The sequence below is a fragment of the Candidatus Pelagibacter sp. genome (assembly GCF_052049975.1).
In the GTDB taxonomy this organism is placed as follows: domain Bacteria; phylum Pseudomonadota; class Alphaproteobacteria; order Pelagibacterales; family Pelagibacteraceae; genus Pelagibacter.
In genome coordinates, this window is the sequence record NZ_JBNGYZ010000001.1 from 103,807 (window position 1) to 124,487 (window position 20,681).

General features: G+C 26.9%; 20 protein-coding genes. 8 read left to right on the forward strand and 12 right to left on the reverse strand.

The features are described from left to right. Window positions 1-37 precede the first annotated feature (37 nt). Entirely contained in the window at window positions 38-1,267 is a 1,230-nt protein-coding gene (gene tyrS, locus ACTT9U_RS00465; protein WP_440931228.1) for a tyrosine--tRNA ligase, read from the forward strand. On the opposite strand, the gene ACTT9U_RS00470 is transcribed toward tyrS, so the two are convergent. From ACTT9U_RS00470 to ACTT9U_RS00480, 3 genes are all read right to left on the reverse strand, one after another. After that, on the reverse strand, window positions 1,264-3,456 hold the full coding sequence (locus ACTT9U_RS00470; protein ID WP_440931229.1) for a hypothetical protein: 2,193 nt from the start codon (window positions 3,454-3,456) through the stop codon (window positions 1,264-1,266). The two genes, tyrS and ACTT9U_RS00470, sit on opposite strands and share 4 nt — an antisense overlap. Next, window positions 3,449-4,547, reverse strand: a protein-coding gene (prfB, locus tag ACTT9U_RS00475) for a peptide chain release factor 2 (protein WP_440931230.1) whose coding sequence is annotated in 2 segments (ribosomal slippage) — window positions 3,449-4,477 and window positions 4,479-4,547 — 1,098 coding nt in all. Because the reading frame shifts where the segments join, the coding sequence is not laid out codon by codon here. The genes ACTT9U_RS00470 and prfB overlap by 8 nt, the downstream gene beginning before the upstream one ends. Beyond that, window positions 4,547-6,886, reverse strand: a complete 2,340-nt coding sequence (locus ACTT9U_RS00480; RefSeq protein WP_440931231.1) for a penicillin-binding protein 1A — start codon at window positions 6,884-6,886, stop codon at window positions 4,547-4,549. The genes prfB and ACTT9U_RS00480 overlap by 1 nt, the downstream gene beginning before the upstream one ends. Before the next feature lie 95 nt (window positions 6,887-6,981). Between ACTT9U_RS00480 and ACTT9U_RS00485 the strand changes: the two genes are divergently transcribed. Beyond that, window positions 6,982-8,808 carry an Rne/Rng family ribonuclease gene (locus tag ACTT9U_RS00485; RefSeq protein WP_440931232.1) on the forward strand — a complete coding sequence of 609 codons (1,827 nt, stop codon included), beginning with the start codon at window positions 6,982-6,984 and terminating at the stop codon, window positions 8,806-8,808. Here the strand turns inward: ACTT9U_RS00485 and ACTT9U_RS00490 are convergent. Both ACTT9U_RS00490 and thiS read right to left on the reverse strand, forming a co-directional pair. Beyond that, window positions 8,801-9,574 (reverse strand): thiazole synthase, encoded by a 774-nt coding sequence (locus ACTT9U_RS00490; protein WP_440931233.1) that lies wholly within the window; start codon window positions 9,572-9,574, stop codon window positions 8,801-8,803. The two genes, ACTT9U_RS00485 and ACTT9U_RS00490, sit on opposite strands and share 8 nt — an antisense overlap. 1 nt (window position 9,575) lies before the next feature. Continuing rightward, window positions 9,576-9,794 (reverse strand): sulfur carrier protein ThiS, encoded by a 219-nt coding sequence (gene thiS, locus ACTT9U_RS00495; RefSeq protein WP_440931234.1) that lies wholly within the window; start codon window positions 9,792-9,794, stop codon window positions 9,576-9,578. A 16-nt stretch (window positions 9,795-9,810) separates the two neighbouring features. On the opposite strand from thiS, the gene aroQ reads away from it, so the two are divergent. The 3 genes from aroQ to accC are packed head-to-tail and all read left to right on the forward strand — an operon-like array spanning window position 9,811 to window position 12,015. Continuing rightward, a complete protein-coding gene (gene aroQ, locus ACTT9U_RS00500; protein ID WP_440931235.1) occupies window positions 9,811-10,257 on the forward strand; it encodes a type II 3-dehydroquinate dehydratase in 447 nt (148 codons plus the stop codon). Then, complete coding sequence (locus ACTT9U_RS00505) at window positions 10,244-10,678, forward strand: acetyl-CoA carboxylase biotin carboxyl carrier protein (RefSeq protein WP_440931236.1); 435 nt, start codon at window positions 10,244-10,246, stop codon at window positions 10,676-10,678. The genes aroQ and ACTT9U_RS00505 overlap by 14 nt, the downstream gene beginning before the upstream one ends. Next, window positions 10,678-12,015, forward strand: a complete 1,338-nt coding sequence (accC, locus tag ACTT9U_RS00510; protein ID WP_440931237.1) for an acetyl-CoA carboxylase biotin carboxylase subunit — start codon at window positions 10,678-10,680, stop codon at window positions 12,013-12,015. The genes ACTT9U_RS00505 and accC overlap by 1 nt, the downstream gene beginning before the upstream one ends. On the opposite strand, the gene ACTT9U_RS00515 is transcribed toward accC, so the two are convergent. Beyond that, a complete protein-coding gene (locus tag ACTT9U_RS00515; RefSeq protein ID WP_440931238.1) occupies window positions 12,012-12,398 on the reverse strand; it encodes a DUF2155 domain-containing protein in 387 nt (128 codons plus the stop codon). The two genes, accC and ACTT9U_RS00515, sit on opposite strands and share 4 nt — an antisense overlap. After that, window positions 12,361-12,720, reverse strand: a complete 360-nt coding sequence (locus ACTT9U_RS00520) for an NADH-ubiquinone oxidoreductase subunit NDUFA12 family protein (RefSeq protein WP_440931239.1) — start codon at window positions 12,718-12,720, stop codon at window positions 12,361-12,363. Before ACTT9U_RS00520 ends, ACTT9U_RS00515 begins: the two co-directional genes overlap by 38 nt. Before the next feature lie 104 nt (window positions 12,721-12,824). Here ACTT9U_RS00520 and ACTT9U_RS00525 point away from each other — a divergent pair, with 104 nt between their 5' ends. Beyond that, the gene (locus ACTT9U_RS00525) at window positions 12,825-13,655 is read left to right on the forward strand and encodes a TSCPD domain-containing protein (RefSeq protein ID WP_440931240.1); all 831 of its coding nucleotides are present in this window, start codon (window positions 12,825-12,827) and stop codon (window positions 13,653-13,655) included. Here the strand turns inward: ACTT9U_RS00525 and aspS are convergent. From aspS to ACTT9U_RS00540, 3 genes are read right to left on the reverse strand one after another with little or no spacing between them, the layout of a single operon-like run. Beyond that, window positions 13,652-15,439, reverse strand: a complete 1,788-nt coding sequence (gene aspS / locus ACTT9U_RS00530) for an aspartate--tRNA ligase (protein WP_440931241.1) — start codon at window positions 15,437-15,439, stop codon at window positions 13,652-13,654. The genes ACTT9U_RS00525 and aspS overlap by 4 nt on opposite strands. Beyond that, window positions 15,436-16,101 (reverse strand): DNA replication protein, encoded by a 666-nt coding sequence (locus ACTT9U_RS00535; protein WP_440931242.1) that lies wholly within the window; start codon window positions 16,099-16,101, stop codon window positions 15,436-15,438. The genes aspS and ACTT9U_RS00535 overlap by 4 nt, the downstream gene beginning before the upstream one ends. Then, window positions 16,098-17,162: a hypothetical protein gene (locus ACTT9U_RS00540; RefSeq protein ID WP_440931243.1), complete on the reverse strand. Its 1,065-nt coding sequence runs from the start codon at window positions 17,160-17,162 to the stop codon at window positions 16,098-16,100. Before ACTT9U_RS00540 ends, ACTT9U_RS00535 begins: the two co-directional genes overlap by 4 nt. A 10-nt stretch (window positions 17,163-17,172) precedes the next feature. Here ACTT9U_RS00540 and purM point away from each other — a divergent pair, with 10 nt between their 5' ends. After that, window positions 17,173-18,207, forward strand: coding sequence for a phosphoribosylformylglycinamidine cyclo-ligase (gene purM, locus ACTT9U_RS00545; protein ID WP_440931244.1), 1,035 nt, complete (start codon window positions 17,173-17,175; stop codon window positions 18,205-18,207). After that, a complete protein-coding gene (gene purN, locus ACTT9U_RS00550; RefSeq protein WP_440931245.1) occupies window positions 18,185-18,769 on the forward strand; it encodes a phosphoribosylglycinamide formyltransferase in 585 nt (194 codons plus the stop codon). The genes purM and purN overlap by 23 nt, the downstream gene beginning before the upstream one ends. On the opposite strand, the gene ndk is transcribed toward purN, so the two are convergent. Together ndk and ACTT9U_RS00560 are read right to left on the reverse strand one after the other, a co-directional pair. Then, window positions 18,759-19,169 carry a nucleoside-diphosphate kinase gene (gene ndk, locus ACTT9U_RS00555; RefSeq protein ID WP_440931246.1) on the reverse strand — a complete coding sequence of 137 codons (411 nt, stop codon included), beginning with the start codon at window positions 19,167-19,169 and terminating at the stop codon, window positions 18,759-18,761. The two genes, purN and ndk, sit on opposite strands and share 11 nt — an antisense overlap. Continuing rightward, window positions 19,162-20,625, reverse strand: a complete 1,464-nt coding sequence (locus tag ACTT9U_RS00560) for a leucyl aminopeptidase (protein ID WP_440931247.1) — start codon at window positions 20,623-20,625, stop codon at window positions 19,162-19,164. Before ACTT9U_RS00560 ends, ndk begins: the two co-directional genes overlap by 8 nt. Window positions 20,626-20,681: the final 56 nt, after the last annotated feature.

A 20,681-nucleotide genomic window follows, 5' to 3' on the forward strand; every position in this document is an offset into this window, starting at 1 on the left:
TTTTATTAAAAAATGTATATTGTGAATTTATAAAGTTATGAATAAATTTTTAAAAGAATTTAAAGATAGAGGATTTTACTATCAATGCACAAATGATACCGAATTATCTAGCTTAATGGATAATAGAAAAATCAAAGCTTATATAGGTTTTGATTGTACCGCAGAGAGCCTACATATTGGAAGCCTCCTACAAATAATGTGCTTAAGACTTTTACAAAAACATGGACATCAACCAATTGTTTTAATAGGTGGGGGTACTACTAGAATTGGAGATCCATCGGGAAAAGATAAAACAAGAAAAATTCTTGATGAAAACAAAATAAATAAAAATATCAATAATATAGAAAAAATTTTAAGAACTTTTTTGAATACTGAAGATGAGAAAACAAAACCTATCTTTGTTAATAACTACGATTGGTTAAAAAATCTAAACTATATCTCTTTTTTAAGAGAAATAGGAAAACATTTCACTATAAATAAGATGCTTACATTTGACAGTGTAAAGTTGAGATTAGATAGAGAACAATCCCTAAGCTATATGGAATTCAATTACATGATACTACAAGCATACGATTTTCTTGAGTTAAACAAAAAAAATAATTGTGTTCTTCAAATAGGTGGATCTGATCAATGGGGTAATATTGTTAATGGAGTTGATTTAATTAAAAGATATTCTGGTAATCAGGCTTATGGATTGACCACACCATTAATTACCACTGCTTCTGGTGCAAAAATGGGAAAAACTGAATCTGGCGCTATATGGTTAGATAAAAATTTTTTGTCTGCTTATGATTATTGGCAATTCTGGAGAAACACAGACGATAGAGATGTAATTAAATTTTTAAATATTTTTACTGACTTAGAAACTGACAAAATTAATAACATTAAAGACCAAAATATTAATAATTTAAAAATATTATTAGCTAATAAAGCGACTGAAATGCTTCATGGGATAGATGAAGCACAAAATGCTGAACAATCAGCTAAAGAGGCCTTTTCAGGAAATATTGATAGTGCAAATCTGCCTTCTATAGACATAGATAAACAAAAACTTAGTTCGAAATTAACAATAATTGACATTGTTTTATTATCTAAGTTAGAAAAATCAAAAAGTGAAATTAGAAGATTAATAAAAAGCAATGGAATAAAAATAAATAACGAGATCTTAAATGATGAAAATTTTATTATTGATTTAAAAAATTACGAAAATAATTCGTTTAAGTTATCAATCGGAAAAAAAAGACATTTAAAAATAAATTTTGTTTAATTTTTTTTTATTTTTTCTAAAGTACGTGTAATAAACCTTGGTGTAAGTGTTTTAATTGGATTTACAGTTGTCTCTGTTTTACCAGGAGGACCTTTAATTTTAAAACTAACACCAAATACACCCTCACCTGTTTTTTTTCCAACCAATAGCTCTCCAATGACTGGAATAGATCCAATTGCTTTATTAATTGTTGTAGCTGGCACTAAAGTTCCTCTTAAGCTTATTAGATCATTTTTTTCAATATACCCCTCCATCAATATTGAAATGGCTGGTCCAATAGCATAGATCTCATTGATAGTTATTAATTTTTTTTTATTCTTAAATTTCATTTCAAAATCATCAAATCTTATGCCTTCGCCAGATAATAGATCAGCTATTCCTTGTAATGAGGCTAGAGTGAGTATTTTAGTAAGTGCTGGCACTTCTTTTAATTTAAAATCATAGAGCTTTATTTGTGAATTTGAAGTTGATCCACTTTCTACTGAATAAAAATCCAAAGAACCTTCATCAAAACCTTTTATAAAATCAAATTTCTTTATAAATGGATCTGCTTTTTCAGAAAAAAAAGTTGTTACTTTTTGGCCATCTTTATTAATAATTGTTAATGAAACATTTTCATTTTCAGCAAATGACCCTTTAATTTTTGCATTTGAGACTTTATTTTTTTTTAAACCAATTTTACCATTCAAATTGTTAATAATGTCATTATCATTAATAAAAACCTTCTTAACTTTAATATTTAAATTGAAATTTTGTGAGAAAATATCAATATTTTCACTGTTATCATTATTTTTAACTATTTCGTCGATTAAAGCAGAAGCGTTAAAAGTATTACCAGTGATATTATAGTTTTTTTTATTTTTATTAATTGAAAATTGAATTTTCTTATCAAAACTATCTACTAAATCAAAAATTGCACTTTTGACTGAGGAAATTTTATAATCCTCATTCAGATTTAAATCATTTATTTCTATGATGTTTTTCTCATTTACTAAGGAAATTGTTTTAAATCTTAAATTTTGATCTTCTCCAAAATCACCAATTAATTTTAAAGAAGAAAAATTATCTTTAGAATTAATAAAGTTTAAAAATTTTAAGGATAAAGAATTTTTTAAAATTTTTAAATTTGCATCAAAATTAAATTTTTTTTTATTCTTAATTATATCAAACTCAATTTCATCATATTCTTTTTGTAATAAAATTTTTCCAGAACCTTTTAATTGTACATAATCTTTTTTAGTAACAAGATCTATTTTGTGATCTTTTAAAGTTATATCTTTTTCAGATTTTGGAAAAAAATAACTTAAATCTAAAATATTTTTAAAAACTAATTCTTTTAAATTTAATGATGATTTAACCTCATATTTTTCTAATTTAAAATTCTTACCAAGGTTTATTTTTAAAGTATTCAAAGATGAAAAATTAATTTTTTTAATTTGAGTACCGTCACTAAAATTAAAATATTTTGTAATTTCATTTTTATTAAGTGAAATTTCATCAGTCTTTAAATCACCTTCAATTAAAATTTTTTTATTTTTATTTGTGATTTTTATTTGCTCAGATTCAATTTTTATATCATCATAAGCTAACTTAACATCATCTAATAAAGTCTTTTCATTCTCAACATCAAAAGTAAAATTAATTTTGCTAATGTGTTTTCCATTAAATAAATTTAACTTTCCATCCTTAATTATACCTTTAAACGAATAATCATCTTTTATTTTACCATTTTCATCAAAATTTAATTCTAAATCAGCTATCAACAAGCCTTTATTAATCATTTTATTAATGATAAGAAATTTTGGATCATCTTGTACTGATCTTAAAAAAGAAATTAAATTTTCTATATTAATCAATTTTGTTGAGATTGATAAATTGGAAGAAGAAATTTTCTTATTTAATATACTTGATAATGAAATTTGTGATTTGATAGCTTCTAATTCAATTTTGTTATTGTTGTGAGAAATAGCTGGGCCAAATGTTTTGATATCCAATTTAAATTTAAATGGATTTAATATTAATTTTACATCATTCAACTCAACATCAAGTCTATTATCAATATTTTTTAAATTAGATTTTATTAATGAATTAAATTTTGTAGTCTCTAAACCTACTGTTGAAAGATAGCCAATAACTCCAAATAATATTAATATAAAGAGTGTAATAAATCTAAAAATATTTCTAATCATTTTTACCATAAAGAGATTGTTCTAAAAATTCATCTATTTCTCCATCCAAAACTTTGTCCGGACTTGTATTTTCAAAATTTGTTCTATTATCTTTTACCAATTGATAAGGTTGTAAAACATATGATCTAATCTGATGTCCCCAACCTATTTCTGATTTTGTATTTTCTGTATTTTGATTTTCTTGCTCTTTTTTCTTTAATTCATGATCGTAAAGTCTTGCCTTAAGCATATTCATACAAGTTTCTTTATTTTTATGCTGAGATCTCTCATTTTGACATTGAACTACAATCTTTGTTGGTAAGTGTGTAATTCTAACTGCGCTATCAGTAGTATTTACATGCTGACCACCAGCACCGCTAGATCTATAAGTGTCTATCCTTAAGTCTTTTTCTTGAATTTCTATTTTTATATTTTCATCAATTATTGGATATACCCAAATACTTGCAAAACTCGTGTGTCTTCTAGCTCCAGAATCAAACGGAGAGATTCTAACTAACCTGTGGATTCCTGATTCTTTTTTTAGCCAGCCAAATACATAATCACCTTCTATTTTAATTGTTGATGATTTTATGCCTGCCTCATCTCCTCTGTGTTCGCTTATTAATCCTACATTAAATTTTTTTCTTTCTGCCCATTTAATATACATTCTTCTTAACATCTCAGCCCAATCTTGACTTTCGGTCCCACCTGCTCCAGCGTGTATTTCTATATATGTATCAAGTGGATCCGCTTCATTAGAAAGAAAGCATTTAATTTCATTTTGTTTTACTCTCTTTTTTAAATCAATTAAGTTTGTTTTTAATTCCAGTAATATTTCTTGATTTTGTTCACTAGATGCAAGATCAAAAAGATCTTTATTTTCATTATGCTCAATTTCAGCTTTTTCAAAATTTGATGTTAGATCTTCAAAAAATTTTTTTTCTTTAAGAATTTTTTTTGACTTTTCTTTATCTTGCCAAAAATTGGCTTCTAACATTATTTTTTCTATAGAATTTATCTTTGAAGCTATTTGATTTTTATCAAAGATACTCCTTTATTCTTAAATTGATTTTTTTAATATCAGCCAAGAATAATTGTATTTCGTTTTCCATTAATAAAATTTTAATATTTTATTTTCGTCAAAGTTTTTATTGTTTATTGTTAGAACTTTATTATTTACAATATCTTTTTTCTTATAATTTTCAATTATAGTATTTTTTGAGGAAAATTTTGCTTTTTGTCCAGTTTTAGGATCGATAACCATCATCACTATATCATTTGGAACTTTGAATGGTCTTGAATGTGATTTATGAACGGCCGATTCTAAAAAATATTTAAAAATTGGAAGTGCTGTTTTTGCACCTGTTTCATTTTTACCTAATGGTTGAGGATTATCTAATCCGACATAAACTCCTATAACTAAATCAGAAGTAAAACCAATAAACCACGTATCAGTATTTTTATTTGTTGTGCCTGTTTTTCCTCCAATTTCTAAATTCAAAGGTTTTAATTTTTTTCCAGTTCCTCTTTGAACTACTCCCTCTAAGATTGAAGTCATTTGATAAGCCGTTTGTTCTGAGAATATTTGTTCATAATCATCTTTTATTTCTGGAAAATTATTGCTTAAGTATGAAATTTCATCACAATTTAAACATTTTCTCAATTCATTGTTTACTATTGTATTGCCCTCACTGTCTTGAATTCTGTCAATTAAGATAGGACTGACAAGTTTTCCTCCATTTACGAATGCAGAATAGGCAGAAGTTAACTTTAATAAAGTAGTTTCAGCTGATCCTAATGATATTGATAATAATTCATCTGGATTTTCATAAATACCAAGTTGTTTAGAAAAATTTGTGATTTTGTCTAAACCTAAATCTTGTGCAATTCTTACAGTCATAAGGTTTCTTGATTTTTCAAGTCCAGTTCTCATTGTAGATAACCCATAAAATTTTTTTCCATAATTTTGTGGTTTCCATAATTTTAAATCTTCACCTTGATCTAAAACTAATGGTGCATCTAATACTAATGTAGAGGGAGTATAATCATTTTCTAATGCTAGCGCATAAACAAAAGGCTTAAATGCAGATCCAGGTTGTCTCAAAGCTTGTGTTGATCTATTGAACTCACTTTTCTTAAAACTAAATCCACCTGACAAAGCCAATACTCTTCCAGTGTAAGGATCCATTACTACAATGCCTCCATTAATTATTGGTTCTTGTCTTAAACTAAAATTATTTTTATCTAATTTTTCAACGTAAATTACATCACCTATTTCAAATAACTCTTTAATATCTTTATTTGTCCATGATACATCTTGGTAATTTATTGTTCCACTATCACCTTCTTTAGTTTCAATTATAGCTGAATAAATATTTAAATCTTTTATAATTGCAATTTTCCAATTTATAGTTTTTTCTAAATTATATTTATCTAAATTTTTTGACCAATCATTATTATAATTTTTAATATTTAATAAAGGACCCCTCCAACCTTTCCTTTTGTCATACTCAATTAAACCTTTACGTAAAGCTTGTGTGGAAAATTTTTGTAATTCTAAATTAATAGGTGTATTTATATTAAAACCTTGTTTGTATAACTTATCGAAACTTAAATCATTGATAATTTTTTTTCTAACATCCTCTATGTAATACTGAGAGTCTTCTAGAAAAACTTTTTTATTTTTTTTTAATTCAATTTTTTTTTGTCTTAAATCAATATAATCTCGATATCCTATATAATCATTTTCATATAAATTTTTTAAAACTAAATCTCTTCTAAATTTTGCAAGTTTTATATTTTTGTATGGGTTATATCTACTTGGTGCTTTTGGTAAAGCAGCTAATAATGCTGCCTCAGCATAATTCAAATCTTTTATTGATTTGTCAAAATATTCTAAGCTAGCAGCAGCCACACCATAAGTGCCTCCACCAAGATAGATTTGATTTAAATATAATTCTAAAATTCTTTGTTTTGAGAGAGTTCTTTCTATTCTAAATGCAAGAATAGCCTCTTTAATTTTTCTATTAAAACTTACTTCATTAGTTAGTAAAAAATTTTTTGCTACTTGTTGAGTTATTGTTGATGCACCTTCTAATCTTTTTGAATTTTTTATATTGGAAATATTGTTTATTATCGCTCTCATTACTCCTTTTGCATCAACTCCGGGATGTGAAAAAAAATTTTTATCTTCTGCAGATAGAAAAGAGTTGATTACATTTTCAGGGATAGTTTCATATGGAACAAATACTCTTTTTTCTCTTGAAAAATCAGCTACAAGTGTTCCGTCTCCTGAATAAACTTTACTAGAAACTGGAGGTTTATAATTCTTTAAAAACTTATAATCAGGTATTTTATTAGAAAAACTCCATAAAATACTTAATACAATTACGCTTGATAGCAAAACCAAGCTAATCGAAATAATAATTATATTTTTAAAAATATTGTTCATTTTGATTTCATTATATTGCGGAATTTGTTAAATATAAGGCTCAATTTACAAAATTTTATGCAAATCACTTTAATTAAATTAACAAATCAAAATTTATGGAAAAAAATTTATATATTGATGCATCGCATCCAAATGAAACTAGGGTTGTTCTTAAATCTGGAAATCACATCGAAGACTACGAATACGAAGGTCTAAAAAACGATTTAATAAAGAATAATATATACTTAGGTAAAGTAAGTAGAATTGAACCCTCTCTGCAAGCAGCTTTTGTAGATTTTGGCAGGGAACGTCACGGTTTTTTGTCTTTTAATGATATCCAGTCTGATTACTACCAGCTGCCAAAAAGTGATTTAGAAAAAATCAAACAAGAAGAAGAAAGAATAAGAGAAGAATTATCAAAACAAGTAGAAGAGATTGAAAATGAAAATCTCGCAGAGGGAAAATTGGATGAAAATGATCCTGTAAATGCAGAGGAACTGCAAAATGACGAAAATGAAAAAGCTGAAGAAGATAATAAAGATAATAAGGAAACCGAAAAGGTTCAGAATAATCTAAAAGGTAGGCAAAATAATAAATTGAAATTCAAAAGATATAAGATTCAAGAAGTAATTAAACCTAATCAAGTAATATTAGTACAAGTTATAAAAGATGAGAGAGGTCAAAAAGGTGCTGCATTGAGCACTTTTATTTCTATAGCTGGAAAATACATCGTTCTGATGCCAAACACGCCTAAAGGAGGAGGAATTTCAAGAAAAATATTTAATCCTATAGATAGAAAAAAAATCAGAGCAATTTTGAATGATATCGAAATACCTAAGGAGATGGGATTAATCGTGAGAACTGCTGGTAGTAATAAAACAAAAAATGAAATTAATCACGACTTAGATACGTTAGTTAAAACTTGGGATACAATCAAGCAAAATGCAATTAACTCAACTGCACCATCTTTGATACATCAGGAAAGCGAAATAATTAAAAGAACAATTAGAGATATGTATGATGAAAACACAAATAATATAATTGTAGAAGGTAATGAAGGTTATAAAAAAGCTCAATCATTTATGAAATTGATGATGCCTTCAAATCTAAAAAAAGTTAAAAAATATAGAGGAAAACTACCATTATTTATTGAAGAAGAAATTGATCAAAAGTTAAACCAAATATTTGATACAGAAGTTAAACTTAACTCTGGAGGTTATTTGGTCATCAATCCAACTGAAGCTTTAGTTTCTATAGATATTAATTCAGGTAGTTCTATTAAACAAAAAAATGTTGAAAGTACTGCACTTGATACAAACTTAGAGGCAGCAGAAGAAATTGCAAGACAAATAAAAATAAGAGACTTGTCAGGATTAATTATTATAGATTTTATAGATATGCTTAATTATGGGAACAGAAGACAAGTTGAGAGAAGATTAAAGGAAAAATGTAGATCTGACAGAGCCAGAATACAAATTGGAAGAATAAGCAATTTTGGATTACTTGAAATGTCTAGACAAAGATTAAGAGAAAGTGCTGTTAAATGGAAAATAGCTTTGACGGATGAATCTTTTGCTCAAAAAATATTAAAATTAGTTGAGATTAAAGCTGTAACAAACAAATCGAAATTTGTTGAGCTCAGAATTTGTGAAAAAATTTCTAATTTTTTAAAAGAAAATTATGTTGAGGATTTGAATTATTTTGAAAAAAAAAATAAAATTAAAATTGATATAGTTACAGACAATAATTTAATTATTCCAGAATACATAATTAATATCAAAAATAAATCTAACAAAACAATAGAGTTGATTGAAAATTTTGAAAAACTTAAAAACTTAAAAAACACTAATTTAGAAAACGAGAGTATTTCAGATAACAAAAAAATAAAGAAAAGTTATAAAAAAAAGAGTTATAAAAAAAAATTTTATAAAAAATCTAAATAATTCCTTTTGTTGGTGATGATGGGTTTCCCATTAATGTTTTGTTGATCCTTCCGGCCAAAAAAGATTGTCTGCCCGCAATTACTCCATTTTTAAAAGCCAAAGCCATTTCAAATGGTTTTTTTGCTTTTGCGATAGCAGTGTTAACTAATACTCCATCACAACCCAACTCCATTGATATTGTTGCGTCAGAAGCTTGACCTAGTCCTGCATCGATAATTAGTGGTAATTTAGTTTGATTTCTAATTAACTTTATATTTGTTTTGTTTTGAATGCCTAATCCAGAACCTATAGGGGCAGCTAAAGGCATTATTGCACAAGCTCCAACATTTTCTAAACGCTTAGCCATAAGCGGATCATCAGTACAATAAACCATTACCTTAAAACCTTCTTTAGATAAAACTTCTGTAGATTTTAAAGTTTCTATCATATCAGGATACAAATTATTTTTATCTCCTAAAACTTCAAGTTTTACAAGTTTCCATCCCCCAATTTCTCTAGCTAATCTTAAAGTTCTTAGTGCTTCCTCAGATGTAAAGCACCCAGCTGTATTTGGTAAATAAGTAATCTTTTTTGGATTAATGTAATCCATCAGTAACGGTTTGGACTTATCAGAAATATTTACTCTTCTAACAGCAACCGTAACTATTTCAGCACCTGATGTTTTTATTGCTTTAGAACACTCTGTCATATTCTTATATTTTCCTGTTCCTACAATAAGTCTTGATTTGAATTTTTTCTTCGCAATGATTAGTTCATCTTTTTTCATTTTAACCACCACCTATGAAATGTACTATTTCTAAAACATCATTATTTTTAAGTTTTATTGAATTAAGTTTCTTTTTATTAACAATTTCCATATTCAGTTCGATAGCAACTTTTCTACTTGGCACTTTTAATTCATTTAAAAGTTTTAATAAAGTTGTTTTATCATTAATGGTAGAAGTTTTACCATTAAGTTTAATTTTTATTTTTTTTGTTTTCTTCATAATGTATAAATAATCTATGAATAAAATAATTATAATAAACGGACCAAATCTTAATCTATTAGGAGAAAGAGAACAATCACAATATGGATCTACAAGCTTTGACCAACTTAAAAATAATTGTGAGACAGAAGCTAAGAGATTAGGTGTGCAAATAAATTTTGTTCAATCAAATATAGAAGGAGAAATAGTTGATTTTATACAGGATGCTAGAAATAACTACGATGCAATTATTATTAATGCTGCTGGTTTTACTCATACTTCAGTAGCTATAAGAGATGCTTTAGATATATTTAAAAAGCCAATTATTGAATTACATATTTCAAACATATATAAAAGGGAAGATTTTCGAAAAAAATCGTTAATAAGTGATGTGGTTACGGGTGGAATATTTGGTTTGGGTACTGAAGGTTACATTTTAGCCATAATTAAATTACATAAGATGCTACAAAATGAAAATAAATAAAGAAACCATAAAAGAACTAAGTGAATACTTAAATGAGTTCAATTTAACAGAAATTGAGTACACAGATAAAGACACTAAAATAAAAGTGTCAAAAACAAGTAGTGCAATTACAACTCAAACCCCAATTCAAACAACTTCAATATCAGAAACATCTCGTGAAACTTCAAAAAATAAAGATGCTATTTCTGGTACAAAAGTAACTTCACCAATAATTGGTACTGCTTATCATGCACCTGAACCTGGGGCTAAAAAATTTGTAGAAGTAGGAAAAAAAATTAAAAAGGGTGACACTGTAATGATTGTAGAAGCGATGAAAACAATGAACCATGTGCCATCAACTGCAGATGGTATAGTAAAAGAAATTTGTGTTGAAGATGGTCAGCCCGTTGAATTTGGCCAAACAATTATCATAGTTGAATAATGTTTAAAAAAATTTTAATTGCAAACCGTGGGGAAATTGCAGTTAGAATTATTAGGGCATGTAAAGAATGGGGTATTTCCACTGTAGCAGTGCATTCTGATGTAGACAGAGATAGCATGCACGTAAGACTTGCTGATGAAAGTGTTTGTATTGGCTCACATCAGCCAGCGAATAGTTATTTAAATATTCCTGCTCTAATGTCCGCTATTGAAATTACAAATGCAGATGCAGTCCATCCTGGTTATGGTTTCTTATCTGAAAATGCAAATTTTGCGAGAGTTCTTGAAGAAAATAAAATCTCATTTATTGGAGCATCTGCAAAACATATAGAAATGATGGGTGATAAAATTCAAGCAAAAAAAATAGCAAAAGAAAATGGATTGCCTGTAATCGAAGGATCTGATGGTGGTGTCTCAAATGTTAAAGAAGCAAAAGAGCTTTGTAAAAAAATAGGATTTCCAGTTTTAATTAAAGCTTCCGGTGGAGGTGGTGGAAAAGGAATGAAAATTGTTAATAAAGAGGAAGAATTTGAAACTCTTTTTTCAATAGCCAAATCAGAAGCGCAAAAGTATTTTGGAAATGATGAAGTTTATATTGAAAAATTTTTTCAAAACCCAAGACATATTGAAGTTCAAATATTAGCTGGAAAAAACAGAACTGTTCATTTGCATGAAAGAGACTGTTCTGTTCAAAGAAGACATCAAAAATTAATTGAAGAAACTCCAAGCCCAGTTTTAACTGATGATATAAGGAAAGATTTGTTTGAAAAGACTGTAAACATGGTTTCAAAAATTGGATATCAAGGAGCAGGAACTGTTGAATTTATATATGAAGATGGAAAATTCTATTTTTTAGAGATGAATACTCGTGTTCAAGTAGAACATCCTGTAAGTGAAATGGTGACTGGGGTAGACATTATTAAAGAACAAATTTGGATAGCATTTAGTGGAGAAACAGCACTTGAGCAAAAAGATATTAATCCTAGAGGTCATGCTATTGAATGTAGGATAAACGCTGAAGATGCGAGTAAAAATTTTCAACCTTCACCTGGTGTAATTGGGATGTGTCACCAACCATCTGGTTTTAGAACAAGGGTAGATGGAGCAATTTTTCAAGGTTATAAAGTCACTCCTTTTTACGACAGTATGATTTGTAAACTAATATGCCATGGAAGAAATAGAACTGAAGCAATTCAAAGAATGAATAGGTCACTTGATGAATTTGTAATTGAAGGAATAACTACAACAATACCTCTTCATAAAAAGTTACTAAATCATAAAAAATTTTTAAATTCTGATTATAATGTCAGTTGGTTAGATAAAGAAAAAGTTATTTAATAACAGCCTGTAAGCCAAACATCATAGACTGGGTGATCAAATGGATTAATTGAAGGGCTCGATGAGAACATCCATCCATTAAACACATAAACTTCGTCATTGTTTGTAATACTTTGATCTATTACTTGAATATAAGCAATAATCTCAGGATCGTCATCAAATTCTGAGTTTTTGCATTTGATACTTTTTATAATTAAGTCATCAAAAACTTTTTCTTCATTATTTTTTAATTCTAATGAAATATTTTTAGAGCTTATCTTGTTTAATATTTTTATTTCAGTAAAATTTTTATCAAGCTTAATTTCACTGTGAACCATAGTGGTAAAGAAAAACAGTAAAACAATATTAATTAATCCAGCTTTTATATTTCTTCCCAGGTTCATTTTTATCTTTATTTGGATAGTAAGCTTCTTTTGTACCTGTTTGATTTGGTTTATGAGGCTTTTGCCAATCAAATTTATTTGGATTTTGATTATTTTCTAAATTATTTGGAGTAAAGTGTATCCAAGAGTACCATTCTACAGGAATTTTTGAAGCATCTATTTCACTCGAATAAATTACCCACCTATCACCTTTTTTATTTTCATAATACTTATTACCAAATGAGTCTGTTCCTTTTAGCTTACCTGATAACAAAGTTTTAATTTTTGTACCAAATGTATCTTGATTCCACCAAGTAAAAATTTTTTTAAAAATAGAAATCATTTTGTTTTCAATTTAAAATTGTAAATTTAAAATTAGACTAAAAATTTTATTTGTATATAAATTATTAGAATCTATTTACAATAAATTTAATAAACTGAGGAAAAATGGCAAAATATTTAGTTGAGACATATTACACATGTACTTTTAAGGTTAATCATTATTTGGACGATATCAATGAGAACGAGTTAAAGAATCTCGAAAAAAGAGACGATGGTAAATTTGAAGTATTAGATGTAAAGCTTGATAATAGAAAAACTAAAAACTTAGACCCAAAAAATAATAAAGTTATTGAAGAAAACAAAATTAATTTGGTTTCACAAAAAAAAGATTCATCCATCAAAACAGAAAATAGTATTCAGCAAAATATTTTTGGAAAAAATAAAGAAAAATCAGGCATTAGAGTAAGCATGCCAGATAGAAGAAAAGGATATATTCAAAAAGCTACAATTGGTGATCATAAAGTATATTTACATACTGGTGAATATGAGGATGGAAAAATTGGAGAAATATTTATTGATACAAGTAAAGAAGGTGAACTTGTAAAAGCATTAATGAACAACTTTGCAATTGCTGTTTCCTTAGGTCTTCAATATGGAGTTCCTTTAGATGAGTTTATAAGTGCATTTGTTGGAACCAAATTTGAACCATCTGGTAAAGTTTACGGAAATGACAGAATTTTAAGTGCTTCATCTATTTTAGATTACATTTTTAGAGAATTAGCAATTTCATATCAAAATAGAGAAGACTTGGCTCATACCCCATCAATTGGAAGCAATGACAATCTAACTGGTGAAGACCAAGATAATGAAAGTCAAAGTCAACTTTTAAAGATCATGAAAGACATGACCAGTAAAGGATTTGTTAGAAATAATTACAAGAAAAACCTTGTTGATCTAACTGATGTTAAAATAAATTTAAAAGGTAAAAGTAGCTAGTTTCTTTTTTTTATTGTTAAATTTAACTCTTTAAGTTGATTTTCATTAATTTCAGATGGCGCATTCATCATTAGATCTTGCGCATTTTGGTTCATTGGAAACATCGTCACTTCTCTAATATTTTTTTCATTAGCTAAAAGCATTACAATTCTGTCTATTCCTGGAGCTATACCCCCATGAGGAGGTGCACCATAACTAAGTGCATTTATCATTCCACTAAATTTATCATCTACTTGTTCTTTAGTGTATCCAGCAATAGAAAATAATTTATACATTAAATCAGGTTTATGATTTCTAATAGCCCCAGAAGATAATTCAATACCATTGCAAACAATGTCATATTGATAAGCTTTCATTTCCAAGGGTTTTTCAAAATCTAAATTTTCTAAATTACCTTGCGGCATAGAAAATGGGTTGTGACTAAAACCTATTTTCCCATCAGTTTCGTCTATTTCAAACATTGGGTAATCAACAATCCAACAAAATGCAAAAGTTCCTTCATCAACTAGTTTTAATTCCTCAGCAATTTTGTTTCTTGCTTGAGAAGTTATTTTTTCAATCTCATTTTTTTTATTACAAGCAAAAAATATACTATCCCCTACCTCAGCATTTGTTAATTTCATTAATTCTTTCAAAGCATCTTCTTTAAAAAATTTTCCAACAGGTCCTTTTCCAGTTATTTCTTTATCGCTTTGTTCAATTGTAAAATAAGCTAAACCTGCCCAACCTTGATCTTTTGCCCATTTATCTATTCCGTCAAAAAAACTTCTTGGTTTATCTTTAGTGTTCTTTGTAACAATACATCTTACTAAAGAACCTGATTTGACAAGTTTTTTAAAAATCTCGAAAGATACATCTTCACGTGAAAATATTTCAGTTATATCATTTATAATCAGTGGATTTCTTAAATCTGGTTTATCTGAACCATATTTTAACATAGAGTCTTCATAAGAAATTCTTGGAAACTTATCAAACTGCATTTTCTTATTTGAAAACTGCTTAAATGTATTTATCAAAAGTTTTTCAACAACATTAAAAACATCTTCTTGTTCAACAAAAGACATTTCAAGATCTAATTGATAAAACTCTCCTGGGCTCCTATCTGCTCTTGCATCTTCGTCTCTAAAACATGGTGCTATTTGAAAGTATCTATCAAATCCCGAAACCATTATTAATTGTTTAAACTGTTGTGGTGCTTGAGGTAAAGCATAAAACTTTCCTGGATTTAACCTACTGGGAACTAAAAAATCTCTTGCACCTTCTGGACTTGATGATGTTAAAATTGGTGTTTGAAATTCTAAAAAACCAAATTCATTCATTTGTTCTCTTATGAAAGAGATCACTTTTGATCTAAGTAAAATATTTTCATGAATTTTTTTTCTTCTTAAATCTAAAAACCTATATTTTAATCTTATTTCTTCTGCATATTCTTGATCACTGAAAACTGGCATAGGTAATTCTTTGCATGAACCAAGCACTTCAAAATCATTTATTGAAACTTCAATTTCACCTGTTTCAATATCTTTATTAATAGTATCATTAGATCTTTTTAAAACTTTTCCTTCAATCTTAATGACAGTCTCAAGCTGTATTTTTTCAATTTCGCTAAAATATTTATTTTCTTGACTAACAATACACTGAGTTATTCCGTAATTGTCTCTTAAATCAATAAATAGTAGATTTCCATGGTCTCTCTTTTTATTTACCCATCCAGATATCCTCACATCTGAGCCAACTTCTTTTTTACTAAGCTCATTACATGTATGTGTTCTATATTTATTCAATTTATCTCCAGCGCTTTTTTTATAATTTTAAAATCAATAGGTTTTTTTTCTTTTAAACTTAATTGATCGATCTTATATATGAATTCAGATATTTTTCCATAAGATCTATTAATTCTTTTAATAATGTATTCAACTAATTTTTTATCAATTAAAATTTGTCTATCTGAAAGATTTTTTATAATCAAAGCATGAATTAAATTATCATCTGGATTTAAGATTTCATAATTCAAAAAATTATCACATCTAGATTTTAAGTCCTTAAGTTTGAATTCAATCTTATTTATTGGTAAAATTGATGTTGTTAATAAAAATTTGTCGTTCAAGTCTACAGAATTGTAAATACTATATAAAAGCTCTTCATTTATATTTTGATCAAGATTTTCAATTACAATATTTTTGTGAGATTTAATTTTCTCTAAAAAATCATCCTTTAGATCCTTTGAATCAATTTTCATTCCACCGTATTTTTTTTCAAAAATATTAACCAGATGAGATTTTCCTGAAAATTTTTCACCGCAAATATTTAAAAATTTTCTTTCCCAATTTGGCCATGAATTAATAATTTTATAAGCACTTTCATTACTGCCTGAAACATAAAAATCCTGATCTTTAAAATTTCTATCAAATTTAAATTCTAAAATTAATTGATTTAAATCTCTCATCTAAAATTCCAAATTTTATTTTTAAAATCTATTTGATATCCTAATTCTTCAATATTACTTATAAAAGCCTTAGGCGTGCCATTATAAATTAGTGTATAATAAACTTTTTGATTATCAATTTTTGAAATATAAAATTTTGAGACTAAATCTAAATCATCAATGATTTTTTCAAATTTTTTTATTTTCTCGTTATCTTTTAAATCTACAGATATAATTAATGGTAACTTAATTGAGGTATTTACTTGATTTTCTTTTTTCCAGAAATCGTTAAATTTTAATTTAATCTTTTTTATTAATAACTTCAGTTCATCTTCTGTTTGGAAATTTGCATAAACTTGGTTATCTAAAATTAACCTATTATTAAGATTAATTTTAGATAAAATCCTAATTTTTTCTGAGTTCTTATAAAACAATGAAATTATATAACTATCTAGGTCGTATTTGTTAATAATCTCTTTAAAATCATAATTTTCTAATTCAGAAAATTTTTCTCTTATAAAGTTAATATCCTCTAAATCTTCACTAGGTAATACATACTCTAATAAGTTTTTTTTATCATCTTCTATAATCCAATTATTATAAAAACCATTTTCTGAAAATAGCACTATATCATTATTTTCTTCATCAATTAGTATAGGTATAAACATAACCTTCTTCTTTTTTGGTAATGCAGGGAAAATATTGTTTTGTTCAAAGAGGTTAAATATTCTTCTTTTGTTAAATTCAACATCTAGAGATACATAGTATTCATTATTAAGAAATTGCTCTTCTTTAATTGAGAAATTTTCTATTAAAATTTTAATACTCTTTAATTTCAAATTTATAATTTTTTTTTGATCTTGTGATTGAATAATTTTTTCAGTTAATTGTTTGAAGGCTTCTTTAAAACCTTTGTTAATAACTTCATTTCTATTAAATTTATCGTCAAAATTTTCTTTGATCTGGATATTTTCTATAATTAAATTTTTTGAAAAGGCATAATTTGTGGATAAGAAAAAATAAGTTAAAGAAAATATAATAAAAAATGGATATAGATAACTTAGTTTAAAATAAATTTTCATATTTGATAAAATGATTTCAAAAAACTTAACCTATAAAAAAAGTGGAGTAAACATAACTGCTGCAGATAATTTTGTTAAATATTTATCTCAAATAAAAACAAATAAAAAAGGCAAAAAAAAGTTCTCAAATATTGGGGGTTTTGGATCTATAACAAATATTCCTAGAAAGTTTAAAAATCCTAAAATAGTAGCATGCACGGATGGTGTTGGAACAAAAATTGAGATAGCAAACACTTTAAATAAATTTGATACTATAGGCATAGATTTAGTTGCAATGAGCGTTAATGACTTGATTGTACAGGGTGCTACTCCTTTAATTTTTTTAGATTATATTTCGATTAATAAAGTTAATAACACAAAGCTAAAGGCTATAATTAAGGGTATCATAAAAGGATGTAAAATTTCAGGTTGTGAATTAGTTGGTGGAGAAACGGCAGAAATGCCTGGAACTTATGAAAAAAATAAATTTGATATAGCGGGATTTGCAGTCGGTATTGTTGATGAAAATAAAATTTTAAAAAAAAATAAAATTAAAAAAAATGATTTAATTTTATCGATTCCATCAAACGGTATCCATTCTAACGGCTTTTCTTTAGTAAGGCATGTCTTAAAAAGTAAAAAAATAGATATAAAAAAAAATAAAGAATTAAGAAAAGAGTTAATAAAGCCTACAAAAATATATGTGGATGAGATTTTAAAACTTTTAAATAATGATTTAATTAATGGATGTGCAAATATTACAGGAGGAGGTATTCATGATAATATTAAAAGAGTTATCCCAGATAATTTAACTGCGCATATAAATCTCGAAAAAATTAAAGTATCCAAAATTTTTAACTGGTTAAAAAAACAAGGAATTAGCGATAAAGAGATGCTTAAAACTTTTAACTGTGGAGTTGGGTTTTGTTTAATTGTTAACCCAAGTAAATTAAAGAAAATTCAATCGTACTTTAAAAATCCATATAAACCTTACGTTATTGGAAAAATTGCTAGTCAAAAAGGTAAAAATAAAATTAAACTAAATGGCAAAATTAATTGGATCTAAAAAAATAAAAATAGCTGTATTTATTTCAGGAACAGGTTCAAACTTACACAATTTAATCAAATACTCAAAATTAAAAAGATCTAATTTTTCAATTCTGTTTATATTTTCTGATGATAAAAATGCAAAAGGTTTGAAATATGCTAAAAAATTCAAAATTCCATTTAAAGTATTAAATTTTAAAAATAAAACAAATTCAGAAAATCAACTGTTAGAATATCTCAAAACAAAGTATATAAAAATTATTTGTCTTGCGGGATTCATGAAAATTTTATCTGCAAAATTTATTCGAAAATTTGATGGGAAAATAATTAACATTCATCCTTCTTTATTACCAAAATATAAAGGACTAAATACACATCAAAGAGTACTGGATAATTTCGAGAGCTATTCTGGTTGCACTGTACATTATGTAAATGCAAAACTAGATGCTGGTAAAATTATTTTACAAAAAAGAGTTAGAGTATACAAAAAGGATAATGCTATTTCTCTGGCAAAAAGAGTATTAAAACAAGAACACAAAATTTACCCTTTGGCACTCAACAAAGTAATATCTAGTCTTTAAAGAAAAAATCTATCTCTATTTTTGCATTTTCAATGCTGTCAGATCCATGAACTGAATTTTTATCTATTGAAATACCATATTTCTTTCTAATAGTACCTTCAGCAGCATCCTTAGGATTAGTTGCACCCATTAATTCTCTATTTGCTAAAACAGCACCATCTTTTTCTAAAATCATTACCACAATCGGTCCTGATGATAGGTATGAACAAAGATCATTGTAAAATGGTTTTGTTTCATGAACTTTGTAAAACTTTTCTGCTTCTGATTTTTCTATTTGAATTTTTTTTTCATTTATTATTTTAAATCCATTATTCTTAAACATTTCTTTTATTTCATGTTCAAGATTTCGTTCCACAGCATCAGGTTTGATGATGGATAAAGTTTGTTCAATATTACTCATAATTATCCTCTATTAGTTTATTTAATAATCTCACGCCAAATCCAGTCGCACCCCATGAATTTAAAGCTCCGTTGTATTTTGAAAAAGCCATACCAGCTATATCTAAATGTGCCCAAGGAGTTTTCTTCAAAATAAATCTTTGCAAAAATTGCGCTGCAGTCGTTGAGCCAGCACCTCCGATATAATTTATATTTTGCATATCTGCATTTTTGCTGTTGATTAACTTATCATAATTTTTATGTAATGGCATTCTCCAGACTTTTTCTCCCACCTTTTCTCCTGCATTTGATAATTGAGCAGATAATTTATCATCATTTGAAAATAGTCCTGCATATTCAGAGCCTAGAGAAACAATTATTGCACCGGTTAAAGTTGCTAGGTCTACTATAAATTTTGGTTTAAATTTTTGCTCTGTAAAAGTTAATGCGTCAGCTAAGACTAATCTTCCTTCAGCATCTGTATTTAATATTTCTATTGTTTTTCCACTATATGATTTTACTATATCGCCAGGTCTTTGAGCATTACCATCCGGCATATTTTCAACTAATCCCACAACCCCAACTGCATTCACATTTGCTTTTCGGAGTGCTAAAGTTTTCATTAATCCAACAACAACAGCAGATCCTGCCATATCGTATGTCATATCTTCCATAAACTTTGCAGGTTTAAGAGAAATTCCTCCAGTGTCAAAACAAACCCCTTTGCCAACAAAAGCTACTGGATCTTTTTTTGACTTAGATCCCTTCCATTCTAAAGTAACGAGATAAGATCCCCTTATACTTCCTTGTCCAACACCAACTAGGGCATTCATTCCTAAATTCTTTAATTTTTTTTTGTCATAAATTGAGACTTTTAAACCAATTTTACTTAATTGTTTTAATCTTTTAGCATATTCATCTGGATGTAAAATATTTCCCGGTTCTGAGACCAATTCTTTAGTAAAGTTTATTCCTTCTATTAGTGGTTTGTATCGGTATTTTGAGTTTAAGTTAGGTAATAATAATTTCTTATTACAATTAATCTTTAAGTTATAATTACTCTTTTTTGTTTTATATTTTTCAAATTCATAAGATTTTAATAACATTCCATGAATAAAATCATTAATGAATATATTCTTTTGGGAAGCTGAATAAATATTTTTATCCGAAAAAGTTATTTCATTGATTTCAGCTTTTTTAAGAAATTCATAAAAGCTTGCACCTCCAGTCTCATTTTCAAGTTCAGACTGATTTTTTTTTAATTTAATTATTATTGCTGTTTGTTTTGAGTTTAAATTAAAAGTCAAAAAATCTCTCTTTTTTGATGTTTTATTTATCGATTTTGTGAAATTTTTTAAATCTTTAAAAATAAACGAAGAACCTACGCTAAACAAACTATAGTTCTCATCAGCAAACAAAACATAATTATTTATCGATTTCTCATCGAGTTTGTCAGTAGGTTTTAAAATTATTGCCATATTTTTTATACAATCTATGAGTGTTAATGGTATATATGATTTTAATTTTAAAATTC

Coding starts and splice junctions, on each gene's coding strand:
- tyrS (WP_440931228.1), top strand. CDS start 38: ATGAATAAATTTTTAAAAGAATTTAAAGATAGAGGATTTTACTATCAA.
- ACTT9U_RS00470 (WP_440931229.1), bottom strand. CDS start 3,456: ATGATTAGAAATATTTTTAGATTTATTACACTCTTTATATTAATATTA.
- ACTT9U_RS00480 (WP_440931231.1), bottom strand. CDS start 6,886: ATGAACAATATTTTTAAAAATATAATTATTATTTCGATTAGCTTGGTT.
- ACTT9U_RS00485 (WP_440931232.1), top strand. CDS start 6,982: ATGGAAAAAAATTTATATATTGATGCATCGCATCCAAATGAAACTAGG.
- ACTT9U_RS00490 (WP_440931233.1), bottom strand. CDS start 9,574: ATGAAAAAAGATGAACTAATCATTGCGAAGAAAAAATTCAAATCAAGA.
- thiS (WP_440931234.1), bottom strand. CDS start 9,794: ATGAAGAAAACAAAAAAAATAAAAATTAAACTTAATGGTAAAACTTCT.
- aroQ (WP_440931235.1), top strand. CDS start 9,811: ATGAATAAAATAATTATAATAAACGGACCAAATCTTAATCTATTAGGA.
- ACTT9U_RS00505 (WP_440931236.1), top strand. CDS start 10,244: ATGAAAATAAATAAAGAAACCATAAAAGAACTAAGTGAATACTTAAAT.
- accC (WP_440931237.1), top strand. CDS start 10,678: ATGTTTAAAAAAATTTTAATTGCAAACCGTGGGGAAATTGCAGTTAGA.
- ACTT9U_RS00515 (WP_440931238.1), bottom strand. CDS start 12,398: ATGAACCTGGGAAGAAATATAAAAGCTGGATTAATTAATATTGTTTTA.
- ACTT9U_RS00520 (WP_440931239.1), bottom strand. CDS start 12,720: ATGATTTCTATTTTTAAAAAAATTTTTACTTGGTGGAATCAAGATACA.
- ACTT9U_RS00525 (WP_440931240.1), top strand. CDS start 12,825: ATGGCAAAATATTTAGTTGAGACATATTACACATGTACTTTTAAGGTT.
- ACTT9U_RS00535 (WP_440931242.1), bottom strand. CDS start 16,101: ATGAGAGATTTAAATCAATTAATTTTAGAATTTAAATTTGATAGAAAT.
- ACTT9U_RS00540 (WP_440931243.1), bottom strand. CDS start 17,162: ATGAAAATTTATTTTAAACTAAGTTATCTATATCCATTTTTTATTATA.
- purM (WP_440931244.1), top strand. CDS start 17,173: ATGATTTCAAAAAACTTAACCTATAAAAAAAGTGGAGTAAACATAACT.
- purN (WP_440931245.1), top strand. CDS start 18,185: ATGGCAAAATTAATTGGATCTAAAAAAATAAAAATAGCTGTATTTATT.
- ndk (WP_440931246.1), bottom strand. CDS start 19,169: ATGAGTAATATTGAACAAACTTTATCCATCATCAAACCTGATGCTGTG.
- ACTT9U_RS00560 (WP_440931247.1), bottom strand. CDS start 20,625: ATGGCAATAATTTTAAAACCTACTGACAAACTCGATGAGAAATCGATA.